This is a genomic window from Klebsiella sp. PL-2018 (assembly GCF_019048985.1).
GTDB lineage: Bacteria > Pseudomonadota > Gammaproteobacteria > Enterobacterales > Enterobacteriaceae > Klebsiella > Klebsiella michiganensis.
In genome coordinates this window covers 1,758,316-1,776,673 of record NZ_CP077673.1, presented here as the reverse complement: position 1 = coordinate 1,776,673, position 18,358 = coordinate 1,758,316, and the positions used below count along the sequence as shown (strand labels likewise).

Annotated in this window: 18 protein-coding genes and 5 tRNA genes; 4 read left to right on the top strand and 19 right to left on the bottom strand. The window is 54.3% G+C overall.

Annotation, left to right across the window (positions count from 1 at the left end; all coding sequences use genetic code 11):
* Window positions 1-37: 37 nt before the first annotated feature.
* On the bottom strand, window positions 38-1,090 hold the full coding sequence (aroG, locus tag MKleb_RS08230; protein WP_014228462.1) for a 3-deoxy-7-phosphoheptulonate synthase AroG: 1,053 nt from the start codon (window positions 1,088-1,090) through the stop codon (window positions 38-40).
* A gap of 314 nt (window positions 1,091-1,404) precedes the next feature.
* Here aroG and MKleb_RS08225 point away from each other — a divergent pair, with 314 nt between their 5' ends.
* Together MKleb_RS08225 and zitB are read left to right on the top strand one after the other, a co-directional pair.
* Window positions 1,405-1,776, top strand: coding sequence for a YbgS-like family protein (locus tag MKleb_RS08225; RefSeq protein WP_025108131.1), 372 nt, complete (start codon window positions 1,405-1,407; stop codon window positions 1,774-1,776).
* 117 nt (window positions 1,777-1,893) lie between these two features.
* The gene (gene zitB, locus MKleb_RS08220; RefSeq protein WP_014228460.1) at window positions 1,894-2,838 is read left to right on the top strand and encodes a CDF family zinc transporter ZitB; all 945 of its coding nucleotides are present in this window, start codon (window positions 1,894-1,896) and stop codon (window positions 2,836-2,838) included.
* On the opposite strand, the gene pnuC is transcribed toward zitB, so the two are convergent.
* From pnuC to cydA, 18 genes are all read right to left on the bottom strand, one after another.
* On the bottom strand, window positions 2,835-3,554 hold the full coding sequence (pnuC, locus tag MKleb_RS08215; RefSeq protein WP_025108132.1) for a nicotinamide riboside transporter PnuC: 720 nt from the start codon (window positions 3,552-3,554) through the stop codon (window positions 2,835-2,837). The genes zitB and pnuC overlap by 4 nt on opposite strands.
* 35 nt (window positions 3,555-3,589) lie before the next feature.
* On the bottom strand, window positions 3,590-4,633 hold the full coding sequence (gene nadA, locus MKleb_RS08210; protein ID WP_004848967.1) for a quinolinate synthase NadA: 1,044 nt from the start codon (window positions 4,631-4,633) through the stop codon (window positions 3,590-3,592).
* 674 nt (window positions 4,634-5,307) lie between these two features.
* A tRNA-Lys gene (locus MKleb_RS08205) sits at window positions 5,308-5,383 on the bottom strand.
* A 133-nt stretch (window positions 5,384-5,516) separates the two neighbouring features.
* Window positions 5,517-5,592, bottom strand: a tRNA-Lys gene (locus MKleb_RS08200).
* Between the two features lie 144 nt (window positions 5,593-5,736).
* Window positions 5,737-5,812: transfer RNA gene (locus MKleb_RS08195), tRNA-Lys, on the bottom strand.
* 3 nt (window positions 5,813-5,815) lie between these two features.
* Window positions 5,816-5,891 (bottom strand) — tRNA-Val (locus tag MKleb_RS08190).
* 127 nt (window positions 5,892-6,018) lie between these two features.
* Window positions 6,019-6,094: transfer RNA gene (locus tag MKleb_RS08185), tRNA-Lys, on the bottom strand.
* A 162-nt stretch (window positions 6,095-6,256) separates the two neighbouring features.
* Window positions 6,257-7,048: a cell division protein CpoB gene (cpoB, locus tag MKleb_RS08180; protein WP_004848965.1), complete on the bottom strand. Its 792-nt coding sequence runs from the start codon at window positions 7,046-7,048 to the stop codon at window positions 6,257-6,259.
* A gap of 9 nt (window positions 7,049-7,057) precedes the next feature.
* Entirely contained in the window at window positions 7,058-7,582 is a 525-nt protein-coding gene (pal, locus tag MKleb_RS08175; protein ID WP_004100337.1) for a peptidoglycan-associated lipoprotein Pal, read from the bottom strand.
* A 34-nt stretch (window positions 7,583-7,616) separates the two neighbouring features.
* A complete protein-coding gene (gene tolB / locus MKleb_RS08170) occupies window positions 7,617-8,909 on the bottom strand; it encodes a Tol-Pal system beta propeller repeat protein TolB (RefSeq protein WP_004133400.1) in 1,293 nt (430 codons plus the stop codon).
* 128 nt (window positions 8,910-9,037) lie between these two features.
* Complete coding sequence (gene tolA / locus MKleb_RS08165; protein WP_025108133.1) at window positions 9,038-10,357, bottom strand: cell envelope integrity protein TolA; 1,320 nt, start codon at window positions 10,355-10,357, stop codon at window positions 9,038-9,040.
* Between the two features lie 105 nt (window positions 10,358-10,462).
* Window positions 10,463-10,891, bottom strand: a complete 429-nt coding sequence (tolR, locus tag MKleb_RS08160) for a colicin uptake protein TolR (RefSeq protein ID WP_004130580.1) — start codon at window positions 10,889-10,891, stop codon at window positions 10,463-10,465.
* 3 nt (window positions 10,892-10,894) lie between these two features.
* On the bottom strand, window positions 10,895-11,587 hold the full coding sequence (gene tolQ / locus MKleb_RS08155; RefSeq protein ID WP_014228456.1) for a Tol-Pal system protein TolQ: 693 nt from the start codon (window positions 11,585-11,587) through the stop codon (window positions 10,895-10,897).
* On the bottom strand, window positions 11,584-11,988 hold the full coding sequence (ybgC, locus tag MKleb_RS08150) for a tol-pal system-associated acyl-CoA thioesterase (RefSeq protein WP_004100330.1): 405 nt from the start codon (window positions 11,986-11,988) through the stop codon (window positions 11,584-11,586). The genes tolQ and ybgC overlap by 4 nt, the downstream gene beginning before the upstream one ends.
* 149 nt (window positions 11,989-12,137) lie before the next feature.
* Window positions 12,138-12,428, bottom strand: a complete 291-nt coding sequence (gene ybgE, locus MKleb_RS08145) for a cyd operon protein YbgE (RefSeq protein WP_004100327.1) — start codon at window positions 12,426-12,428, stop codon at window positions 12,138-12,140.
* Window positions 12,428-12,541, bottom strand: a complete 114-nt coding sequence (gene cydX / locus MKleb_RS08140; RefSeq protein ID WP_004100325.1) for a cytochrome bd-I oxidase subunit CydX — start codon at window positions 12,539-12,541, stop codon at window positions 12,428-12,430. Before cydX ends, ybgE begins: the two co-directional genes overlap by 1 nt.
* 15 nt (window positions 12,542-12,556) lie before the next feature.
* A complete protein-coding gene (cydB, locus tag MKleb_RS08135; RefSeq protein WP_004848954.1) occupies window positions 12,557-13,696 on the bottom strand; it encodes a cytochrome d ubiquinol oxidase subunit II in 1,140 nt (379 codons plus the stop codon).
* A 15-nt stretch (window positions 13,697-13,711) separates the two neighbouring features.
* Window positions 13,712-15,280 (bottom strand): cytochrome ubiquinol oxidase subunit I, encoded by a 1,569-nt coding sequence (cydA, locus tag MKleb_RS08130; protein ID WP_004130574.1) that lies wholly within the window; start codon window positions 15,278-15,280, stop codon window positions 13,712-13,714.
* A 1,226-nt stretch (window positions 15,281-16,506) separates the two neighbouring features.
* Here cydA and glmS point away from each other — a divergent pair.
* Together glmS and glmL are read left to right on the top strand one after the other, a co-directional pair.
* Entirely contained in the window at window positions 16,507-16,956 is a 450-nt protein-coding gene (gene glmS, locus MKleb_RS08125) for a methylaspartate mutase subunit S (protein WP_004848951.1), read from the top strand.
* Entirely contained in the window at window positions 16,956-18,344 is a 1,389-nt protein-coding gene (gene glmL / locus MKleb_RS08120) for a methylaspartate mutase accessory protein GlmL (protein ID WP_025108134.1), read from the top strand. The genes glmS and glmL overlap by 1 nt, the downstream gene beginning before the upstream one ends.
* The last annotated feature ends 14 nt before the right edge of the window (window positions 18,345-18,358 follow it).

Genomic DNA, 18,358 nt, shown 5'->3' with positions numbered 1-18,358 from the left:
CCTCCACGCTTTTTTATTTTGAGACTCGCCGTAAAACCTAACCGCGGCGCGCTTTTACCGCATTCGCCAGCTGGCGAAGCAGCGTATCGGTATCTTCCCACCCGATACAGGCATCAGTAATGCTTTTACCGTAGGCCAGCGGCTCACCGCTGTCGAGGCTCTGATTGCCTTCCACCAGATGGCTTTCGATCATCACGCCCATAATCGCCCGCTCGCCGCCGGCAACCTGCTGGCATACGTCTGTGCCGACATCCATCTGCTTTTTAAACTGTTTGCTGGAGTTGGCATGGCTGAAATCGATCATGATCTGAGCGGGCAGGCCTGCTTTCGCCAGACCCACCTTCACTTCTGCCACGTGCTGCGCGCTGTAGTTCGGCTCTTTACCGCCGCGCAGGATAATATGGCAATCGCTATTGCCGCTGGTGTTCACAATCGCCGAATGTCCCCATTTGGTCACCGACAGGAAACAGTGCGGCGCACCGGCGGCATTGATGGCGTCGATAGCGACTTTAATGGTGCCATCTGTGCCGTTTTTAAAGCCTACCGGGCAGGAGAGGCCGGAAGAGAGTTCGCGGTGCACCTGTGACTCGGTGGTACGCGCGCCAATCGCGCCCCAGCTCATCAGGTCGGCAAGATACTGCGGGGTGATCATATCGAGGAACTCCCCGGCCGCTGGCAGTCCGCTGTCGTTAATATCAAGCAGCAGCTTGCGCGCGATCCGCAGACCATCGTTGATGCGGAAGCTGTTATCCATATGCGGATCGTTGATCAGCCCTTTCCAGCCCACTGTGGTGCGCGGTTTTTCAAAATACACGCGCATCACGATTTCCAGCTCGCCTTTAAGCTCTTCGCGAAGCGCGAGCAGACGCTCGGCATACTCTTTTGCCGCCGCCGGATCGTGAATGGAGCATGGACCAATCACGACCAGCAGCCGATCGTCATGACCTTTCAGGATCTGGTGGATCGCTTTGCGCGCATGCGCAACGGTGTTGGCGGCGTTTTCGGTAGCGGGGAATTTTTCCAGGAGCGCAACGGGAGGTAATAATTCGTTGATCTCTTTAATGCGTAAATCGTCGTTCTGATAATTCATCTTATTTCCAGCGTTGCCATACTTATCTAGTTAAATGCAATCCCTCCAATCTATCTCTTCGCTCAAAAAGTGTAAACGTGATTTTACAGTAGCGGCAGAATATTCCTGGAAATAGGCTAAAAAACGCCATAAAGTCGCGGAATAGTGGCCACAAGCTATAATTTTTAACTGTTAGAACTTAATTTTCTTTAGCATTCAGCATTATATATTAATGCCGCTCGCTAACAGCGAAGCTTTAACCACAACGAGTAGAACCTCCGGCAATGCACTGTTGGAAGAGGTAATTCGGTAAATCGATATAACAGGAGCATCCAATGAAAATGAACAAGCTAACCAGTCTTCTCCTCGCAGCAACCCTGGGCCTGGCCAGCGGCGCGGCGCTGGCCGCCGATACCGGCGCGCAGTCGAACAACGGGCAGGCCAATTCGGCAGCCGACGCGGGTCAGGTTGCCCCCGACGCGCGTGAAAACGTGGCGCCAAACAACGTGGACAACGGTAAAATTAACGCTGGTTCCACCGATACCGGCGGCACCATGCTCCACCCCAACGGCTCGACCATGAACCACGACGGGATGTCGAGCGATGAAGTCCACAAAAACTCAATGTGCAAAGATGGCCGCTGCCCGGATACCGATAAAAAGGTCGGCCAGGACGAGGCGACGAAAACCGACGGTACCACCCAATAATCTGCGCGGTATCCGCCCGGAAGGAGAGCTAAGGCTCTCCTTTTTTCATTTTATTCACCCCAAGAGGTGAATCATGTCATAAAGTAATCATCAAAATAATAATGTAGGGATGGCACCATGGGGCAATCACACTCGCATAATTCTCCGCAATCCACCGAAGATAATAATGCCCGTCGGCTGCTGCTGGCGTTCTGCGTCACGGCCGGATTCATGTTGGTTGAGGTTGCAGGCGGACTTATTTCAGGTTCGCTGGCGCTGCTGGCCGATGCCGGGCATATGCTGACGGACGCCGCAGCGCTGCTGTTCGCCTTTCTGGCCGTGCGTTTCGCCAGTCGCCCGCCTAATGCTCAACACACCTTTGGCTGGCTGCGGCTGACCACGCTGGCGGCCTTTCTCAATGCTATCGCCTTAGTGGTCATTACGATATTAATCGTCTGGGAGGCCATTCAGCGTTTTCATCATCCGCAACCGGTAGCCGGTAAAACCATGATGATCATCGCCGTTGCCGGCCTGCTGGCCAATATTCTGGCCTTCTGGATCCTCCATCGCGGCAGTGAAGAGCGTAACCTCAACGTGCGGGCCGCCGCTCTGCATGTGCTGGGGGATCTACTCGGTTCGGTTGGGGCCATTATTGCCGCAATCGTGATCATCACCACCGGCTGGACGCCTATCGATCCTATTCTGTCCGTGCTGGTATCGTGCCTGGTTCTGCGCAGCGCATGGCGTTTGCTGCAGGAGAGCGTTAATGAGCTGCTGGAGGGCGCGCCGCGTTCGCTTGACGTCGACGCCTTAAAGCGCGATTTGCGCCGCTCGATACCTGAAGTTCGCGACGTACACCACGTTCATGCGTGGCTGGTAGGAGAAAAAACGGTGATGACGCTGCACGTGCAGGTGGTACCGCCGCACGATCACGACGGCCTGCTTGAACGAATCCAGGGCTTCTTACAGCATAAGTATGAAATTGAACACATTACGGTTCAGATGGAGTATCAGCCCTGCAGCGGCCCGGAGTGCCGTCTGAACATGACGCACGCCGGGCATGGACATCATCATCACCATTAACGGGAAAACGCGTGAGAGCCGCGCTCACGCGCGCTGTTAATCCACATACGGCTGCCGTTGAGGGCGATGAAGGTCAGCAGCAGATATTCGAGCGACATCGCATAAACGCCCTGCAGGGCGAAAATAACCACGCTGATGACGTTGATAATCACCCACAGCAGCCAGTTTTCGACGTATTTGCGCGTCATCAGGATCATCGCCGCAACCGAGAGAACCATCATGCAGGAGTCCCAGAACGGGAACGCGTCTGGCTGCAGCTCCGGCATAGCAACCTGCAGGCCCAGGGTGTGCATCAGCGCGACGGCAATCCTGGTCAGAAACGCAAAAACCGGATCGATAAATACCGTCATCAGGCCAATCGCCACCACGCAGGCCGCCAGCCAGCCTAACGCTTTCGGCAGCGGCAGCCAGCGGATTTGCAGTTCCGCCTGGTTATCGCTGGTTTGTCGTGACCAGGCGTACCAGCCGTAGACGTTGGCCGCGAAGAAAAAGATCTGCAGCAGAAGGCTGGCGTAGAGCTGGATCTGAAAGAAGATAATGGCAAACAGCGTGACGTTGATCAGCCCAAAGGCATAGTTGGCAATCTTCTCCAGGCTCGCCAGCCAGATGCACAGCAATCCTGCGACGGTGCCTACCGCTTCAATCCACGACAGGTCATATCCTCCGGCGCCAATGGGTATATGCACTAATATGTTCTGCGTACTAAAAAAATCCATCTTATCCCCAGAGCGTTCTGTAACGCAGTAATGAGCTATCCCCGAAGTGTAGCCGCAAAATCGAGCATTCTGTTTAGCGGAACCAGCGCCCCGGTTCGCAGCTGTTCATCAACGTGAATTTCATGTTCAACGCCTCCCTTTTCCAGCCCTTCCGCAATCGCCTGCAGGCCGTTCATCGCCATCCACGGACAGTGGGCGCAGCTGCGACAGGTTGCCCCTTCGCCTGCCGTAGGCGCTTCCAGCAGCTCTTTTTCCGGTACCGCCTGCTGCATTTTGTAGAAAATGCCGCGGTCGGTGGCGACGATGAGCTGCTTGTGCGGCAGCGTTTTAGCGGCATTGATCAACTGGCTGGTTGACCCCACCGCGTCAGCCATATCGACAATCGCCTGCGGTGATTCCGGGTGAACCAGCACCGCGGCCTGCGGATAAAGCGCCCGCATTCTCGCCAGCGCTTGAGTTTTGAATTCATCATGAACGATGCAGGCGCCCTGCCAGCACAGTACGTCGGCGCCGGTCTGTTTCTGCACATAGCTGCCTAAATGGCGGTCCGGCGCCCAGATGATTTTTTCACCCATGCTATCAAGATGCTCAATGAGTTCCACGGCGATGCTCGACGTCACAACCCAGTCGGCGCGCGCCTTTACCGCCGCTGAAGTATTGGCGTAGACCACGACCGTACGATCCGGATGCGCATCGCAGAAAGCGCTAAACTCCTCGATCGGGCAGCCCAGATCGAGCGAGCACTCCGCGTGGAGCGTGGGCATCAGGATGGTTTTTTCCGGGCTGAGGATTTTCGCCGTTTCTCCCATAAAGCGCACGCCGGCAACCAACAGCGTCGAGGCAGAATGTCGGGCGCCGAAGCGCGCCATCTCCAGAGAATCGGAGATACAGCCGCCGGTCTCTTCGGCCAGCTGCTGAATTTCAGGGTCGGTATAGTAATGGGCCACCATCACCGCATCGCGCTCGCGCAGCAGGCGTTTAATTTTTTCGCGATAAAAGTGCTTCTCATCGCGGTTTAACGGCATGGGCTTCGGAGGAAAAGGATAAATCGCCGCTTCCGGGTCAAACATTACGCTCATCTTGCAGTCTCGTTTCACTGGCTTAACTTTCAGACCGTAATAATGCCTGAAGAAAGGTATTAACCGGTCATGGTGTTTTATATGCTAAACAAGATAGCCGATTGTGCAGAAAATGTCGTGAGGAATTTTTCCCACAGGGAGCATTTCCCGGAGGCGATGCTGCGCATCTGTCCAGGCTGCCAAACCTGCAGAACGCACGAATCTGTAGCCCGGGCAAGGCGCGTCAAGCGCCGCCCCCGGGACGAAGCCACGCAAAGGCATCAGGCCCGGCACATTTCCCGGAGGCGATGCTGCGCATCTGTCCGGGCTGCTAAACCTGCAGAACGCACGAATCTGTAGCCCGGGCAAGGCGCGTCAAGCGCCGCCCCCGGGACGAAGCCACGCAAAGGCATCAGGCCCGGCACATTTCCCGGAGGCGATGCTACGCATCTGTCCGGGCTACTGGCCTGTGCCAATTGTAGCCACGGTAAACGCAGCGCGACGGTAGAATAACGCAGCATTAAGGTATTGCGGATTGTTGTGATTTTCGAGGAAATGGCAGATAGCAAAAAAGCGCCTTTAGGGCGCTTTTTTGCATTGGTGGGTCGTGCAGGATGACTCGCTTCGCTCGCCCTACGGGCCGTTGCTGACGCAACGTTATCCTTCACGCTTAACATCTGAGTTTGATGTTAAATTGGTGGGTCGTGCAGGATTCGAACCTGCGACCAATTGATTAAAAGTCAACTGCTCTACCAACTGAGCTAACGACCCCTTGCGGGTTTACTGCTAACTGGAACGATTCAGGATGGTGGGTCGTGCAGGATGACTCGCTTTCGCTCGCCCTACGGGCCGTTGCTGACGCAACGTTATCCTTTACGCTTACTACCACTGCTCACCTAAGCATTGGTGGGTCGTGCAGGATTCGAACCTGCGACCAATTGATTAAAAGTCAACTGCTCTACCAACTGAGCTAACGACCCGCTCGGGTACTGCCTGAATATTCTTCACTCGTCACCAATTCGAAATTGGTGGGTCGTGCAGGATGACTCGCTTTCGCTCGCCCTACGGGCCGTTGCTGACGCAACGTTATCCTTCACGCTTAACATCTGAGTTTGATGTTAAATTGGTGGGTCGTGCAGGATTCGAACCTGCGACCAATTGATTAAAAGTCAACTGCTCTACCAACTGAGCTAACGACCCGAGTGGTGGGTGATGACGGGATCGAACCGCCGACCCCCTCCTTGTAAGGGAGGTGCTCTCCCAGCTGAGCTAATCACCCGATACTGCGCTGGATACATCTTTTAACGGTGGGTCGTGCAGGATGACTCGGCTTCGCCTCGCCCTACGGGCCGTTGCTGACGCAACGTTATCCTTCACGTTTTACTATCGCGTTCCACCAGAACGATTGGTGGGTCGTGCAGGATTCGAACCTGCGACCAATTGATTAAAAGTCAACTGCTCTACCAACTGAGCTAACGACCCACTATTTTCGCCGCTTTGGGCTTGTTCGATATCCCTTGGCAACGGCGGCATATATTACTGATTTCAGAATTCAGCGCAACAACAATTTAGATAAAGATTGCTTAACTGCTTAGGATTCATGCGACAAGACCAGAAATGATGCGATTTCTGGTCATGCCATAATCATCCGAGTGCGTTAAGGCGTTTTTGCGCTTGTTTGGCCCCGTCGGTGCCAGGAAATTTACTGACCACCTGCTGGTAAACCGCCTTCGCTTTTGCGGTATCGCCTTTGTCCTGCATGATCACGCCGACTTTAAACATCGCGTCGGGCGCCTTCGGGGATTTAGGGTAGTTTTTCACCACGGAAGCGAAATAGTACGCCGCATCGTCCTTTTTACCCTTGTTGTAATTCAGCTGACCGAGCCAGTAGTTGGCGTTCGGCTGATACGTTGAATCGGGGTACTTTTTGACGAAGTTCTGGAAAGCCGCCATCGCATCGTCCTGGCGAGAGGGATCCTTCACCAGCGCGATAGCCGCGTTGTAATCGGTATTAGCATCACCGGTCTGCGCCGGGGCGCCTGACGAGGCCGCTGGCGCCGTCCCGCTAGCCGCAGCGCCCTGATCGCCCGCTGACGTCTGGGTTTGCGCTCCCGCTGCGCCGCCACCGCTGCTCAGACCGTCGATCTGCAACAGGATCTGCTTCTGGCGCTCAACAACCTGATTCAGCTGATACTGGCTTTCCTGAATTTGACCGCGCAGGGAATCAATATCGGACTGATTATCGGAGAGTTGTTGCTGGAGTTGGGTTAAAAGCTGGCTGTGCGCATTGGAAATACGCTCGAGTTGAGTGACGCGGTCTTCGACCGAGCCTGAGCCGACACTACTGATTGGCGCCTGAGCAAAAGCGGCCCAGGGGGCCGCTATGCCAACCAGTAACGACAGACTCAATAGATGATGTCTGAAGTTACTGCTCATGCAATTCTCTTAGTAAACCAGTACGGCGCGACGGTTTTTGGCGTAAGCCGCTTCGTCGTGGCCCAGTACTGCAGGTTTTTCTTTACCGTAAGAAACGATGGAGATCTGGTCAGCAGAAACACCTTTGCCCTGCAGATACATCTTAACGGCGTTAGCACGACGCTCACCCAGAGCGATGTTGTATTCCGGCGTACCACGCTCATCCGCATGACCTTCTACGGTCACTTTGTAGGACGGGTTGCTGCGCAGGAAGTTTGCGTGCGCGTCCAGCATTGCAGCGAAGTCAGAACGGATATCGTATTTGTCCAGATCGAAGTAAACGATATTGTTCTGCTGCAGCTGTTGCATCTGCAGACGAGCCTGCTCTTCGGAAGACATGTTGCCGCCGTTAGCGTTACCGTCCATACCAGTGCCGGCACCCAGCATGCCTTCACCGCTCTGGTCGTTGCTGGCGTTCTTGTTAGAAGAACACGCCGCGATTGCCATAACCGGCAGAGCGATCAACAGCCCTTTCAGCACTTTGTTCAGTTGCATTTCTTTGATTCCTTTAATAATCAATTATTTATTATCACAGATACGGCGACCAGGCAGGTGATTTTACCTGTCCATCAGTTGCCGGAAGACGCGCTTTGAAACGCCCATCTGTAGAAACCAGATTCAGCACGGATCCCATCCCCTGAGAAGAGCTGTAGATTACCATAGTGCCGTTAGGTGCCAGACTTGGCGTTTCATCTAAAAACGTTGATGACAGAACCTGCACACCACCCGCTTCCAGATCTTGTTTGGCAATGTGCTGCTGACCACCGGCCGAGCTTACCATTACCATAGTTTTACCATCAGCGCTCACGTCAGCGTCCTGGTTTTGTGAACCTTCCCAGGTAATACGCTGCGGCGTGCCGCCATTAATATTGACTTTATACACCTGTGGACGACCGGCCTGGTCGGAAGTAAAGGCCAGGTTCTGGCTATCCGGGAACCAGCTTGGTTCGGTGTTATTGCTGCGACCGTTGGTCACCTGGCGAATCTGGCCAGATCCCAGGTCCATCACGTACAGGTTCAGGCTACCGGTTTTCGACAGAGCGAAAGCCAGTTTGCTGCCGTCCGGCGAGAACGCCGGCGCGCCGTTATGCTGCGGGAACGAAGCAATCTGACGAACGGAGCCGTTAGCCAGCGTCTGCACAACCAGCGCAGAGCGTCCGCTTTCAAAGGTCACGTAGGCCAGCTTCGCGCCGTCCGGAGACCATGCCGGAGACATCAGCGGCTGAGTTGAACGGTGAACGAGGAACTGATTGTAGCCATCGTAGTCGGACACGCGCAGCTCGTACGGGAACTGGCCGCCGTTGGTCTGTACCACGTAGGCGATACGGGTACGGAAGGCACCCTTAATACCGGTCAGCTTCTCAAATACGGCGTCGCTGGCAGCATGCGCGGCATAGCGCAGATACTGTTTCGTGACTTTAAAGGAGTTCTGCGCAAGCACGGTACCCGGCGCGCCGCCGGTATCAACCAGCTGATACGCCACGTTGTAGGAACCGTCAGGGTTTTGCGTCACCTGACCAACCACGACGGCGTCAACGCCCAGCGCAGACCATGCCGCCGGCTGCACTTCCTGAGCGCTACCCGGCTGCTGAGGCAGACGCGAGCGATCGAGCGGATTAAACTTGCCGCTGTTGCGCAGGTCAGCCGCCACGATACCGCCCACATCTTCCGGCGCAGCACCCTGCCCCGCCCACTGGAACGGCACAACGCCGATTGGGCGTGCCGAGTCGACCCCTTGGGTAATCTCGATGCGTACTTCTGCGTGCAGCACTGCCGCCCACAGCATTAAAAAACCAAATGCTACTCGTAATGCCTGCTTCATCATATCTCCCTTATCCAGGCGAAAAGCCCACGATAATTTAGCAGAATGTTAACAAACTCAAATACACAAAACTACCAAAACCCTGGGCCTACCGACGTTTGTTTTCCCCGCATAAACGGGGAAAACTATCACTGAGGTTTGAAGTCCAGTGGCGCATTTTTGAATGTTTCATAAACAGCCTGCGACGGCGGTTTAGGGAACTTCGTCATCCGGCTCGTTGCCGCCAGCATTTGCTGACAGAACGCCGGATCGCCGCCTTCCGATTTCACACTTAACAGCGTTCCATCCTGAGCCAGATTCACACGTAAAGTACAGGTTTTCCCCTTGTAGGTATCCCAGTCATAGAGATGACCTTTAATCGCAGCCTGCACCTGTGAAATATAGCTGTTAATCTCAGCCTGGGATGCCCCACCCTGCCCCTGCTTACTTCCTTTAGCAGGAGATGAACCCCCAGCGCTACCGCTGGTATTACCTTTCGGCGCATTCTTACCGGAGCTCAGGTCGCCGAGCAGATCGTCAACGCCGTTGGCCTCTTTGGCCGCAGCGGCTTTCTTGGCGGCTGCTGCCTTAGCGGCGGCGGCTTTCGCCGCTTTGTCTGCGGCGGCCTTCTCTGCTGCTGCAGCTTTGGCTGCCGCGGCTTTCTCGGCGGCGGCTTTTTCCGCTGCGGCGGCTTTCTCGGCTGCCGCTTTCTCAGCGGCGACTTTCTGCGCGGCGGCTTTTTCTGCCGCTTTTTCGGCGGCAGCTTTTTCAGCAGCGGCCTGTTTCGCCGCTTCCTGCTGCGCTTTTTTCTCTGCCTGCTGCTGCGCTTTCTTCTCAGCTTCCTGCTGAGCTTTCTTCGCTGCATCCGCTTCGGCTTTTTTCTGCGCGTCCGCGGCCGCTTTCGCGGCTTCCGCCTGTTTCTTCGCATCCGCCGCCGCTTTCGCCGCAGCGGCTTCGGCTGCTTTCGCCTGCGCATCGGCCTTCGCTTTCGCGTCAGCGGCGGCTTTGGCGGCAGCTTCCTGCGCCTCTTTCGCCTGTGCGTCCGCTTTGGCTTTTGCCGCTGCGGCGGCTTTCGCCGCGGCTTCTTCCGCCTGTTTCTGCTGTTCTTTCGCCTCTTTAGCCGCTTCCTGCGCCTGTAGACGATCCTGTTCCAGCTGTTTCAGCCGTTCCTGCTCGGCGGCCTGTTTTTCACGTAGCTCTTCCGCCTGCTGCTGAGCCTGCTTTTCACGCTGCTCGGCGGCGCGGCGGGCGCTGGCCTGCTGCTGCTGTTGGCGGTCATAATTCTTCACAACCGCCCCCGGATCGACCATTACCGCATCGATAGAGGAACCTCCGCCACCCCCGGCAGAAGCATCCAGATGCTCGTCAAACGAACTCCAGATCAGCAGCGCTATCAATACGATGTGCAGCGCGACTGATACTATGATCGCTCGTTTAAGCTTGTCGTTTTGTTCGGTTGCCTTTGACACTATCGGTTCCCAAAAACTGTTCGCCTGTTCCCGTTATATGACGTCGGCCACGAGACGCTGTTGTCCCAAAGCCGACGTGCTGGCGGGCGTGCATATTGCGAGCGATTAGATCGGCTTGGTCATCAAGCCAACCGATTTAACCCCTGCGCTGTGCAACAGGTTAAGCGCTTTAATAATCTCATCGTATGGCACCTCTTTAGCACCACCGATCAGGAACACCGTTTTCTCATTCGCCTCAAGTCGACGCCTGGCTTCCGCAATAACCTGTTCCGGCGGCAGCTGCGATAACGTTTCCGGGCCAACTTTCACGCTGTACTGCCCGACGCCGGAGACTTCAACGATCACCGGCGGCTCATCGTTGCTTTTCACCGCCTGCGACTCCGTTGCGTCCGGTAGGTCGACCTCTACGCTCTGCGTAATGATCGGCGCTGTCGCCATAAAGATCAGCAACAGCACCAACAGGACATCCAGCAGCGGAACGATGTTGATCTCGGACTTCAGTTCGCGACGTCCGCGTCCACGTGCTCTGGCCATGGCTTACCCCTTATTGCTTTCGCTGCTGGTAAACGCCTGACGGTGCAGAATGGCGGTGAACTCTTCCATAAAGTTGTCGTAGTTCAGCTCAAGTTTGTTCACGCGCTGGTTCAGACGGTTATAGGCCATAACCGCCGGGATAGCGGCAAAAAGACCAATTGCCGTCGCGATGAGCGCTTCTGCGATACCCGGCGCGACCATTTGCAGCGTCGCCTGTTTTACCGCGCCCAGCGCGATAAAGGCATGCATGATCCCCCATACGGTACCAAACAGACCGATATATGGGCTGATAGAACCCACCGTACCGAGGAACGGGATGTGGGTTTCCAGGGTTTCCAGCTCGCGGTTCATCGAAATACGCATGGCGCGCGACGCCCCTTCGACAATCGCTTCCGGCGCATGGCTGTTCGCACGATGCAGACGCGCAAACTCTTTGAAGCCGCTGTAGAAGATTTGTTCCGAACCGGTCAGATTATCGCGACGACCCTGGCTTTCCTGGTACAAACGAGAAAGCTCGATACCGGACCAGAACTTATCTTCAAACGCTTCGGCCTCACGTGACGCCGAATTGAGGATACGCGTTCTCTGAATAATGATGGCCCAGGAGGCGATGGAAAAACAAACTAAAATCAACATGATAAGTTTAACCAGAAGGCTCGCCTTCAGGAACAAATCAAGGATATTCATCTCAGTCACTGCTTAAACTCCGCGACAATAGACTTGGGAAGCGCACGAGGCTTCATTAAGAGTGGATCAACGCACACGATAAGAACCTCAGCTTCATTCAAAACGACGTTCTCGGCGTTGACGATTCGCTGCGTGAAAACCAGGGTAGCTCCTCGCATTGAGGTTATCTCCGTCTGGATTTCGAGCATGTCGTCGAGTCTGGCGGGCGCAAAATACTCCAGCGTCATTTTGCGAACCACAAAGGCAACTCGTTCAGCCAGCAAAACCTGTTGGCTGAAGTGATGATGGCGCAGCATCTCTGTGCGTGCTCTTTCATAGAAAGCGACGTAGCTGGCGTGGTAAACCACACCACCGGCGTCGGTGTCTTCGTAATAGACCCGAACCGGCCATCGAAACAGCGTTGTATTCACTTTACATCCCGGTAATGCAACAAAAGGTTAGTGCTTTCAAACTTCGCTACTATACGCGCGGGAATCGTGGTTTGGAATGGGGGAAAGTAAACGAGGAGTAAATTTTTATGGGCTTATGCAAGCCCATATGGTTAACAGAGATTTCTTATTCAAAAGAAGAAAAAGAACAGGCCCAAAACGAGCACAATATCAGCGATAAGCGGACAAAAAATTCCCTGCCAGTGAATGGCGCGCGGGCGGAAGCCCACGCCGTGGATAACGCCGGTACAAACCGCCCACATCAGCAGGAAGCCGTGCCAGATTTCCAGCTCGCTGGTTTTGGCCGCAAAGCGCGACGGATCCCAGAAGATGCAGCCCGCTAGCGCCAGCGCCATCAATAAGGAAAGCGCCCTTAACGGGCGCTTGTCCATTATCGCGTAAAGAGTCGCGATAATACTCATCAGTGTTCTTCTTTACCTGCTTTGGTGGCTTCCACGTGCTCAAGCGCCAGCGCGGTAATCACCCCAAAAGCACAGGCAAGAAGCGTTCCCAAAATCCATGCGAAATACCACATATATAGCTCCTTACCTTAGTACAGCGAGTGGGTGTTCTTTTCGATGTCTTCGCGAGTGATGCGACCGAACATTTTCCAGTAACACCAGGCGGTGTAGGCCAGAATAATCGGTACGAAGACAATCGCCACGTAAGTCATCAGGTTCAGCGTCAGCTGGCTGGAGGTCGCATCCCACATGGTCAGGCTCGCGTTCATCGCCGTGCTTGATGGCATAATGAACGGGAACATGGCGATACCGGCAGTCAGAATGATGCACGCCAGCGTCAGCGAGGAGAACAGAAACGCCCATGCGCCTTTATCCGCTTTTGTCGAGATGACGGTCAGCAGCGGCAGCGCCACGCCCAGAGCAGGAATCGCCCACAGCGCCGGCATGTTATTAAAGTTCACCATCCACGCGCCGGCTTCACGCGCGACTTCTTTGGTCAGCGGGTTAGACGGGCCGGTATGATCCATCACCGATTTCACCACATAACCGTCGATACCGTAGTAGACCCAAACGCCCGCCAGCGCGAAGCAGACCAGCGTCACCAGCGCCGCCACCGTAGACACGGAGCGGGTGCGCAGGTGCAGTTCACCCACGGTACGCATCTGCAGATAGGTCGCGCCCTGCGTCAGGATCATCGCCACGCTAACAATACCGGCCAGCAGGCCAAACGGATTCAGCAGCTGGAAGAAGTTACCGGTGTAGTACAGGCGCAGATATTCATCAACGTGGAACGGAACGCCCTGCAGCAGGTTGCCGAACGCCACGCCAATCACCAGCGGCGGCACGAAGCTGCCGACGAAGATGCCCCAGTCCCACATGTTACGCCAGCGGTTATCCTCAATCTTCGAGCGGTAGTCGAAACCCACCGGACGGAAGAATAAAGAGGCCAGCACCAGGATCATGGCCACATAGAAGCCGGAAAACGCGGCGGCGTAGACCATCGGCCAGGCGGCAAACAGCGCGCCGCCGGCGGTGATCAGCCACACCTGGTTTCCGTCCCAGTGCGGGGCAATGGCGTTAATCATAATTCGACGCTCGGTGTCGTTACGACCGAGGAAACGGGTGAGCATCCCCACCCCCATGTCGAAGCCATCGGCGACGGCAAAACCAATAAGCAAAATGCCGATCAGCAGCCACCAGATAAAACGCAATACTTCATAATCGATCATTTGACGACTCCTGTCTTAGCGTGCCGACTGAATAGCCGCAGAGGACTGTTCAAAGTGATAGCGACCGGTTTTCAGGCTGCTTGGTCCTTTGCGGGCAAACTTGAACATGAGGAACAGTTCAGCCACCAGGAACAGCGTGTACAGGCCACAAATCAGCACCATAGAGAAGATCAGGTCGCCCGCGGTCAGCGACGAGTTCGCGACGGCCGTCGGCAGCACCTCACCAATAGCCCACGGCTGACGGCCATATTCGGCGACAAACCAGCCCGATTCAACGGCAATCCACGGCAGCGGCAGGCCATAGAACGCGGCGCGCAGCAGCCATTTTTTCTCACCGATGCGGTTGCGAATCACGCTCCAGAAGGAGGCGCCGATAATCAACAGCATCAGCACGCCGCACGCTACCATGATACGGAAGGCGAAGTAGAGCGGCGCCACGGCAGGAATAGAGTCCTTGGTCGCCAGAGCAATCTGCTCTTCCGTCGCGTCAGAGACGTTGTCGGTATAGCGTTTCAGCAGCAGACCGTAGCCCAGATCTTTCTTCACGTCGTTAAAGCGATCGCGCACGGCCTGGTCGGTTGAACCGGCACGCAGCTGTTCCAGCAGCGCGTAAGCTTTCATCCCGTTACGGATACGCTCTTCGTGCTGAACCATGAGGTCTTTCAGGCCGGTAACCTGTTTATCCACGGAGCGAGTCGCAATGATGCCCAGCGCGTAAGGAATTTGAATCGCGAAGCGGTTCTCCTGCGCCTTCTGATCGGGAATACCAAACAGGGTAAAGGCCGCCGGAGCAGGCTGAGTTTCCCATTCAGCTTCGATAGCCGCCAGTTTGGTTTTCTGCACGTCGCCCATTTCGTAGCCGGATTCATCACCGAGAACGATAACGGAGAGAATCGCCGCCATACCGAAGCTTGCTGCGATAGCGAAGGAGCGCTTGGCAAAAGCGAAGTCGCGGCCTTTGAGCATATACCAGGAGCTGATGGCAAGAATGAACATCGCGCCGGTCACGTAGCCTGACGCCACGGTATGAACGAACTTAACCTGAGCAACCGGGTTCAGGACCAGCTCAGAGAAGCTGACCATCTCCATACGCATGGTTTCAAAGTTGAAGTCCGACGCAATCGGGTTCTGCATCCAGCCGTTAGCGACGAGGATCCACAGCGCCGACAGGTTGGAGCCCAGCGCCACCAGCCAGGTCACGGCCATGTGCTGAACTTTGCCCAGACGATCCCAACCGAAGAAGAACAGACCGACAAAGGTAGATTCGAGGAAGAAGGCCATCAAACCTTCAATGGCCAGCGGCGCACCGAAGATATCGCCCACATAGTGAGAGTAGTAAGACCAGTTAGTCCCGAACTGGAACTCCATGGTCAGACCGGTTGCCACACCCAGCGCGAAGTTGATACCAAACAACTTGCCCCAGAACTTGGTCATATCTTTATAAATCTGTTTGCCGGAAAGGACGTAGACCGTTTCCATGATGGCCAGCAGGAACGCCATACCTAGCGTCAGCGGCACAAACAGGAAGTGGTACATCGCGGTCAAGGCAAACTGTAAGCGCGACAGTTCGACTATATCTAACATCATGACTCCTTGCTCATCGCATGAAGACTCCGAGAGTGAACCCCGTTAGAAAGGGTCACACGCATGCCCCAATACAAATTTATTTGCTTCTTCTCGTCACGCCCGTTTTCTCATGCAAGAAAACGATAGTAATGAGAAGTTACAAACATGTTAACAAAACACCCAAATTGATCCCGTGATTATATTACGCTGCAAAACCCTTACAATAAATAGGTTTTTATTGTGATAAATTTGCAGTTTTCGACAGCGATCAATTTATAGCGAAAATACCAGATTTCGGTCAATTTGATCCGCGACAATTTAACTCCATTTCGCGACCTTTTCCAAGTTTTAAACATTGATTTAAATCAATTTTCATTTTAAATGTTAATTATGTATACCGTGTACCGTACAGGTAAACACTAGGTTAACAATATGTTTTTCAAGAGTATCAACGGTTACTGAAAATGATAGTCCATTTATTTCGCCGCGGAGGGGAATTTAATGGGATGAGCGCTGGGCGCATTAATCCGGGCATCAGCTGACAATGTCGTGTAGCTCACAGATTTTTTTTATCAAGTTAATGCCCTAAATTTTTTTGCTTATTACATTTATCATTGCGTTTACTTTCAATTAACACAGATGCGTAACTATCTCATTATCAAGTAAATGCGGCGTACATTCTCTTTCTCGTCGTTTTGTGACGCAACGCACCCTGCTCTTTATGCAGCAGACTTTCCCCCTGCGCTTTTATCCCCCCCGGACAGCAGCTCTCCTGCCCCACTCCGCCATTCAACAAAAATGAAATATTAAATAAACAAATCACCATTTTATATCTTTAATCTAACAAATTCGCCGTGACGCATATAAAAAACAGCACATAAATTCCGTTACTATGCTCACAGAAAAATTTAAAGAATTGTATTTACCGCTTATTATCAAGGCAAAATAAACGCAAAATATAAAATAAGACCTTGCTCACAAACATCGCAATCCATTTATTAAAAAGATCTGAACAGAAATATCCCCAGACAATAAAAAAACTAACAACATCATGATACAAAAGGATTTTTTAAAGAAAAATCAAAAACAAGACTTTTTTGAAAGATATTCTGAAAATAGATCAATTGCTTCCCCCCTTCGAACCACAGACACTCCAGCCCTATTAACAGGCGGCCATCATCAACGCTGCAAATATTAGAAAGTCGTTTTTATTTTTATACCATCAGCCTTACAGAGGATTACCCATGAAGAAATCAACACTTGTTATTGGCGTCATTGGTGCTGACTGCCATGCAGTAGGCAACAAAGTCCTGGACCGCGTTTTTACTGCCCATGATTTTCGCGTAATCAATCTGGGGGTGATGGTCAGTCAGGATGAATATATCGATGCCGCTATCGAAACCGGCGCGGACGCCATCGTTGTCTCGTCTATTTACGGCCACGGCGATATCGACTGCCTGGGACTGCGCGAACGCTGCATCGAACGGGGTATCGGCGATATTCTTCTTTACGTTGGCGGCAACCTGGTGGTCGGTAAGCATGATTTTGCCGACGTCGAGGCCAAATTCAAAGAGATGGGCTTCAATCGCGTCTTTGCCCCAAGCCACGATCTGGAAGACGTCTGCAGGCTGATGGCGAACGATATCAACCAGCGCCACGGCGTTGAACAGCAGTGTCTGGAAGAGGCTATCTGATGCAAACCGTCTCTGTCGATATCGGCTCGACGTGGACCAAAGCGGCCCTCTTCGCACAGGAGGGGGATGAGCTGACGCTGGTAAACCACGTTCTGACCCCGACCACTACCCATCACCTGGCGGAAGGCTTTTTTGCCAGCCTGAACCGGGTGCTTAACGTTGCCGATGCGCGCCCGTTGCTGCACCGCGGTGACGTCACGCTGAAATACTCTTCATCGGCAAAAGGCGGTCTTGCCGTTGCCGCGATGGGTCTGGTGCCGTCCATCACCCTGGAATCAGCAAAAGTCACCGCCCACTCGGCGGGGGCCAAAATCGCCCAATACTACGCCTACAAACTCAACCGCCACGATATCCAGGCGCTGGAAGCCACGCCGCCGGATATCCTGCTGTTTACCGGCGGAACCGACGGCGGCGAGGAGAGCTACGGCCTGGCCAACGCCCATGCGCTGGCGGAGTCAACGCTCGACTGCGCCATTATCTATGCCGGAAACCGGGATATTCAGGACGAGGTTCAGGCCATCCTTGGCCACAAAGATTTGACCACGGTAGACAACATTCTGCCCGATCTCGATCACCCTAATCCCTACGCTGCCCGCAAGGCGATTTGCGATGTCTTCTTATCCCGAATCGTCAAAGGTAAAGGACTGGACGTTATCGTCGCAGAAACCGGCGAAGAGCCGATGCCAACGCCGTGGACCGTCTACGAGCTGGTGAAAACCATCAGTCATTACGACAGCGCGTGGAAAGAGTTCATGCTGATCGATATGGGCGGCGCCACCACCGACGTCTACTCCGCCAGCGCCAACACGCTCTCGCCGGATACCGTTCTGCACGGCGTTCCGGAGCCATATGTAAAACGCACGGTGGAAGGCGATCTCGGCATGCGCGTTTCAGCTGTCGTGGTCGGTGAAAGTACTCAGGAGCTGGTGAACGTGGTGTTTGCCCACCAGCCGCAGCGTCAGGAGGCCTTTTACCGCTACCTGCGCCATCTGGTCGCTCAGCCGGATTATCTGCCGCTCAACGCGGAAGAAAAATATTTCGACACCGTGCTGGCCGGGCTGTGCGTCGGCTACGCCAGCGAACGCCACGCGGGCACCAAAAAGCAGGTCTGCACCTGCGTGGGCAACGTCGATTTACAGATGGGCCGCGATCTGACCCCCGTGCGTAAAGTCGTCGGTTCCGGTGGATGGCTCTCCCGCGCCAGCGGCTTCGACATCCACCGCTGGCTGAAATACCGCGAACTGGATGACGACGGCAGACGCATTCTTCTGCCAACCCGGTTTGATTATTACCGCGATGCAAAAGGCCTGCTTCCGCTGCTGGCAAACGTTGCCAGGCTCTACCCCGAGCTCGCCGCTCGCACCAGCATTCACTGTTTAACCCTATAAATGAAGGCAGCTAC

Excerpts from the sequence above, each read along its gene's own strand:
- cydB (WP_004848954.1), bottom strand. The coding sequence starts at position 13,696 with ATGATCGATTATGAAGTATTGCGTTTTATCTGGTGGCTGCTGATCGGC.
- cydA (WP_004130574.1), bottom strand. The coding sequence starts at position 15,280 with ATGTTAGATATAGTCGAACTGTCGCGCTTACAGTTTGCCTTGACCGCG.
- aroG (WP_014228462.1), bottom strand. The coding sequence starts at position 1,090 with ATGAATTATCAGAACGACGATTTACGCATTAAAGAGATCAACGAATTA.
- tolR (WP_004130580.1), bottom strand. The coding sequence starts at position 10,891 with ATGGCCAGAGCACGTGGACGCGGACGTCGCGAACTGAAGTCCGAGATC.
- tolB (WP_004133400.1), bottom strand. The coding sequence starts at position 8,909 with ATGAAGCAGGCATTACGAGTAGCATTTGGTTTTTTAATGCTGTGGGCG.
- cydX (WP_004100325.1), bottom strand. The coding sequence starts at position 12,541 with ATGTGGTATTTCGCATGGATTTTGGGAACGCTTCTTGCCTGTGCTTTT.
- cpoB (WP_004848965.1), bottom strand. The coding sequence starts at position 7,048 with ATGAGCAGTAACTTCAGACATCATCTATTGAGTCTGTCGTTACTGGTT.
- zitB (WP_014228460.1), top strand. The coding sequence starts at position 1,894 with ATGGGGCAATCACACTCGCATAATTCTCCGCAATCCACCGAAGATAAT.
- pnuC (WP_025108132.1), bottom strand. The coding sequence starts at position 3,554 with ATGGATTTTTTTAGTACGCAGAACATATTAGTGCATATACCCATTGGC.
- nadA (WP_004848967.1), bottom strand. The coding sequence starts at position 4,633 with ATGAGCGTAATGTTTGACCCGGAAGCGGCGATTTATCCTTTTCCTCCG.
- glmS (WP_004848951.1), top strand. The coding sequence starts at position 16,507 with ATGAAGAAATCAACACTTGTTATTGGCGTCATTGGTGCTGACTGCCAT.
- ybgE (WP_004100327.1), bottom strand. The coding sequence starts at position 12,428 with ATGAGTATTATCGCGACTCTTTACGCGATAATGGACAAGCGCCCGTTA.
- glmL (WP_025108134.1), top strand. The coding sequence starts at position 16,956 with ATGCAAACCGTCTCTGTCGATATCGGCTCGACGTGGACCAAAGCGGCC.
- MKleb_RS08225 (WP_025108131.1), top strand. The coding sequence starts at position 1,405 with ATGAAAATGAACAAGCTAACCAGTCTTCTCCTCGCAGCAACCCTGGGC.
- pal (WP_004100337.1), bottom strand. The coding sequence starts at position 7,582 with ATGCAACTGAACAAAGTGCTGAAAGGGCTGTTGATCGCTCTGCCGGTT.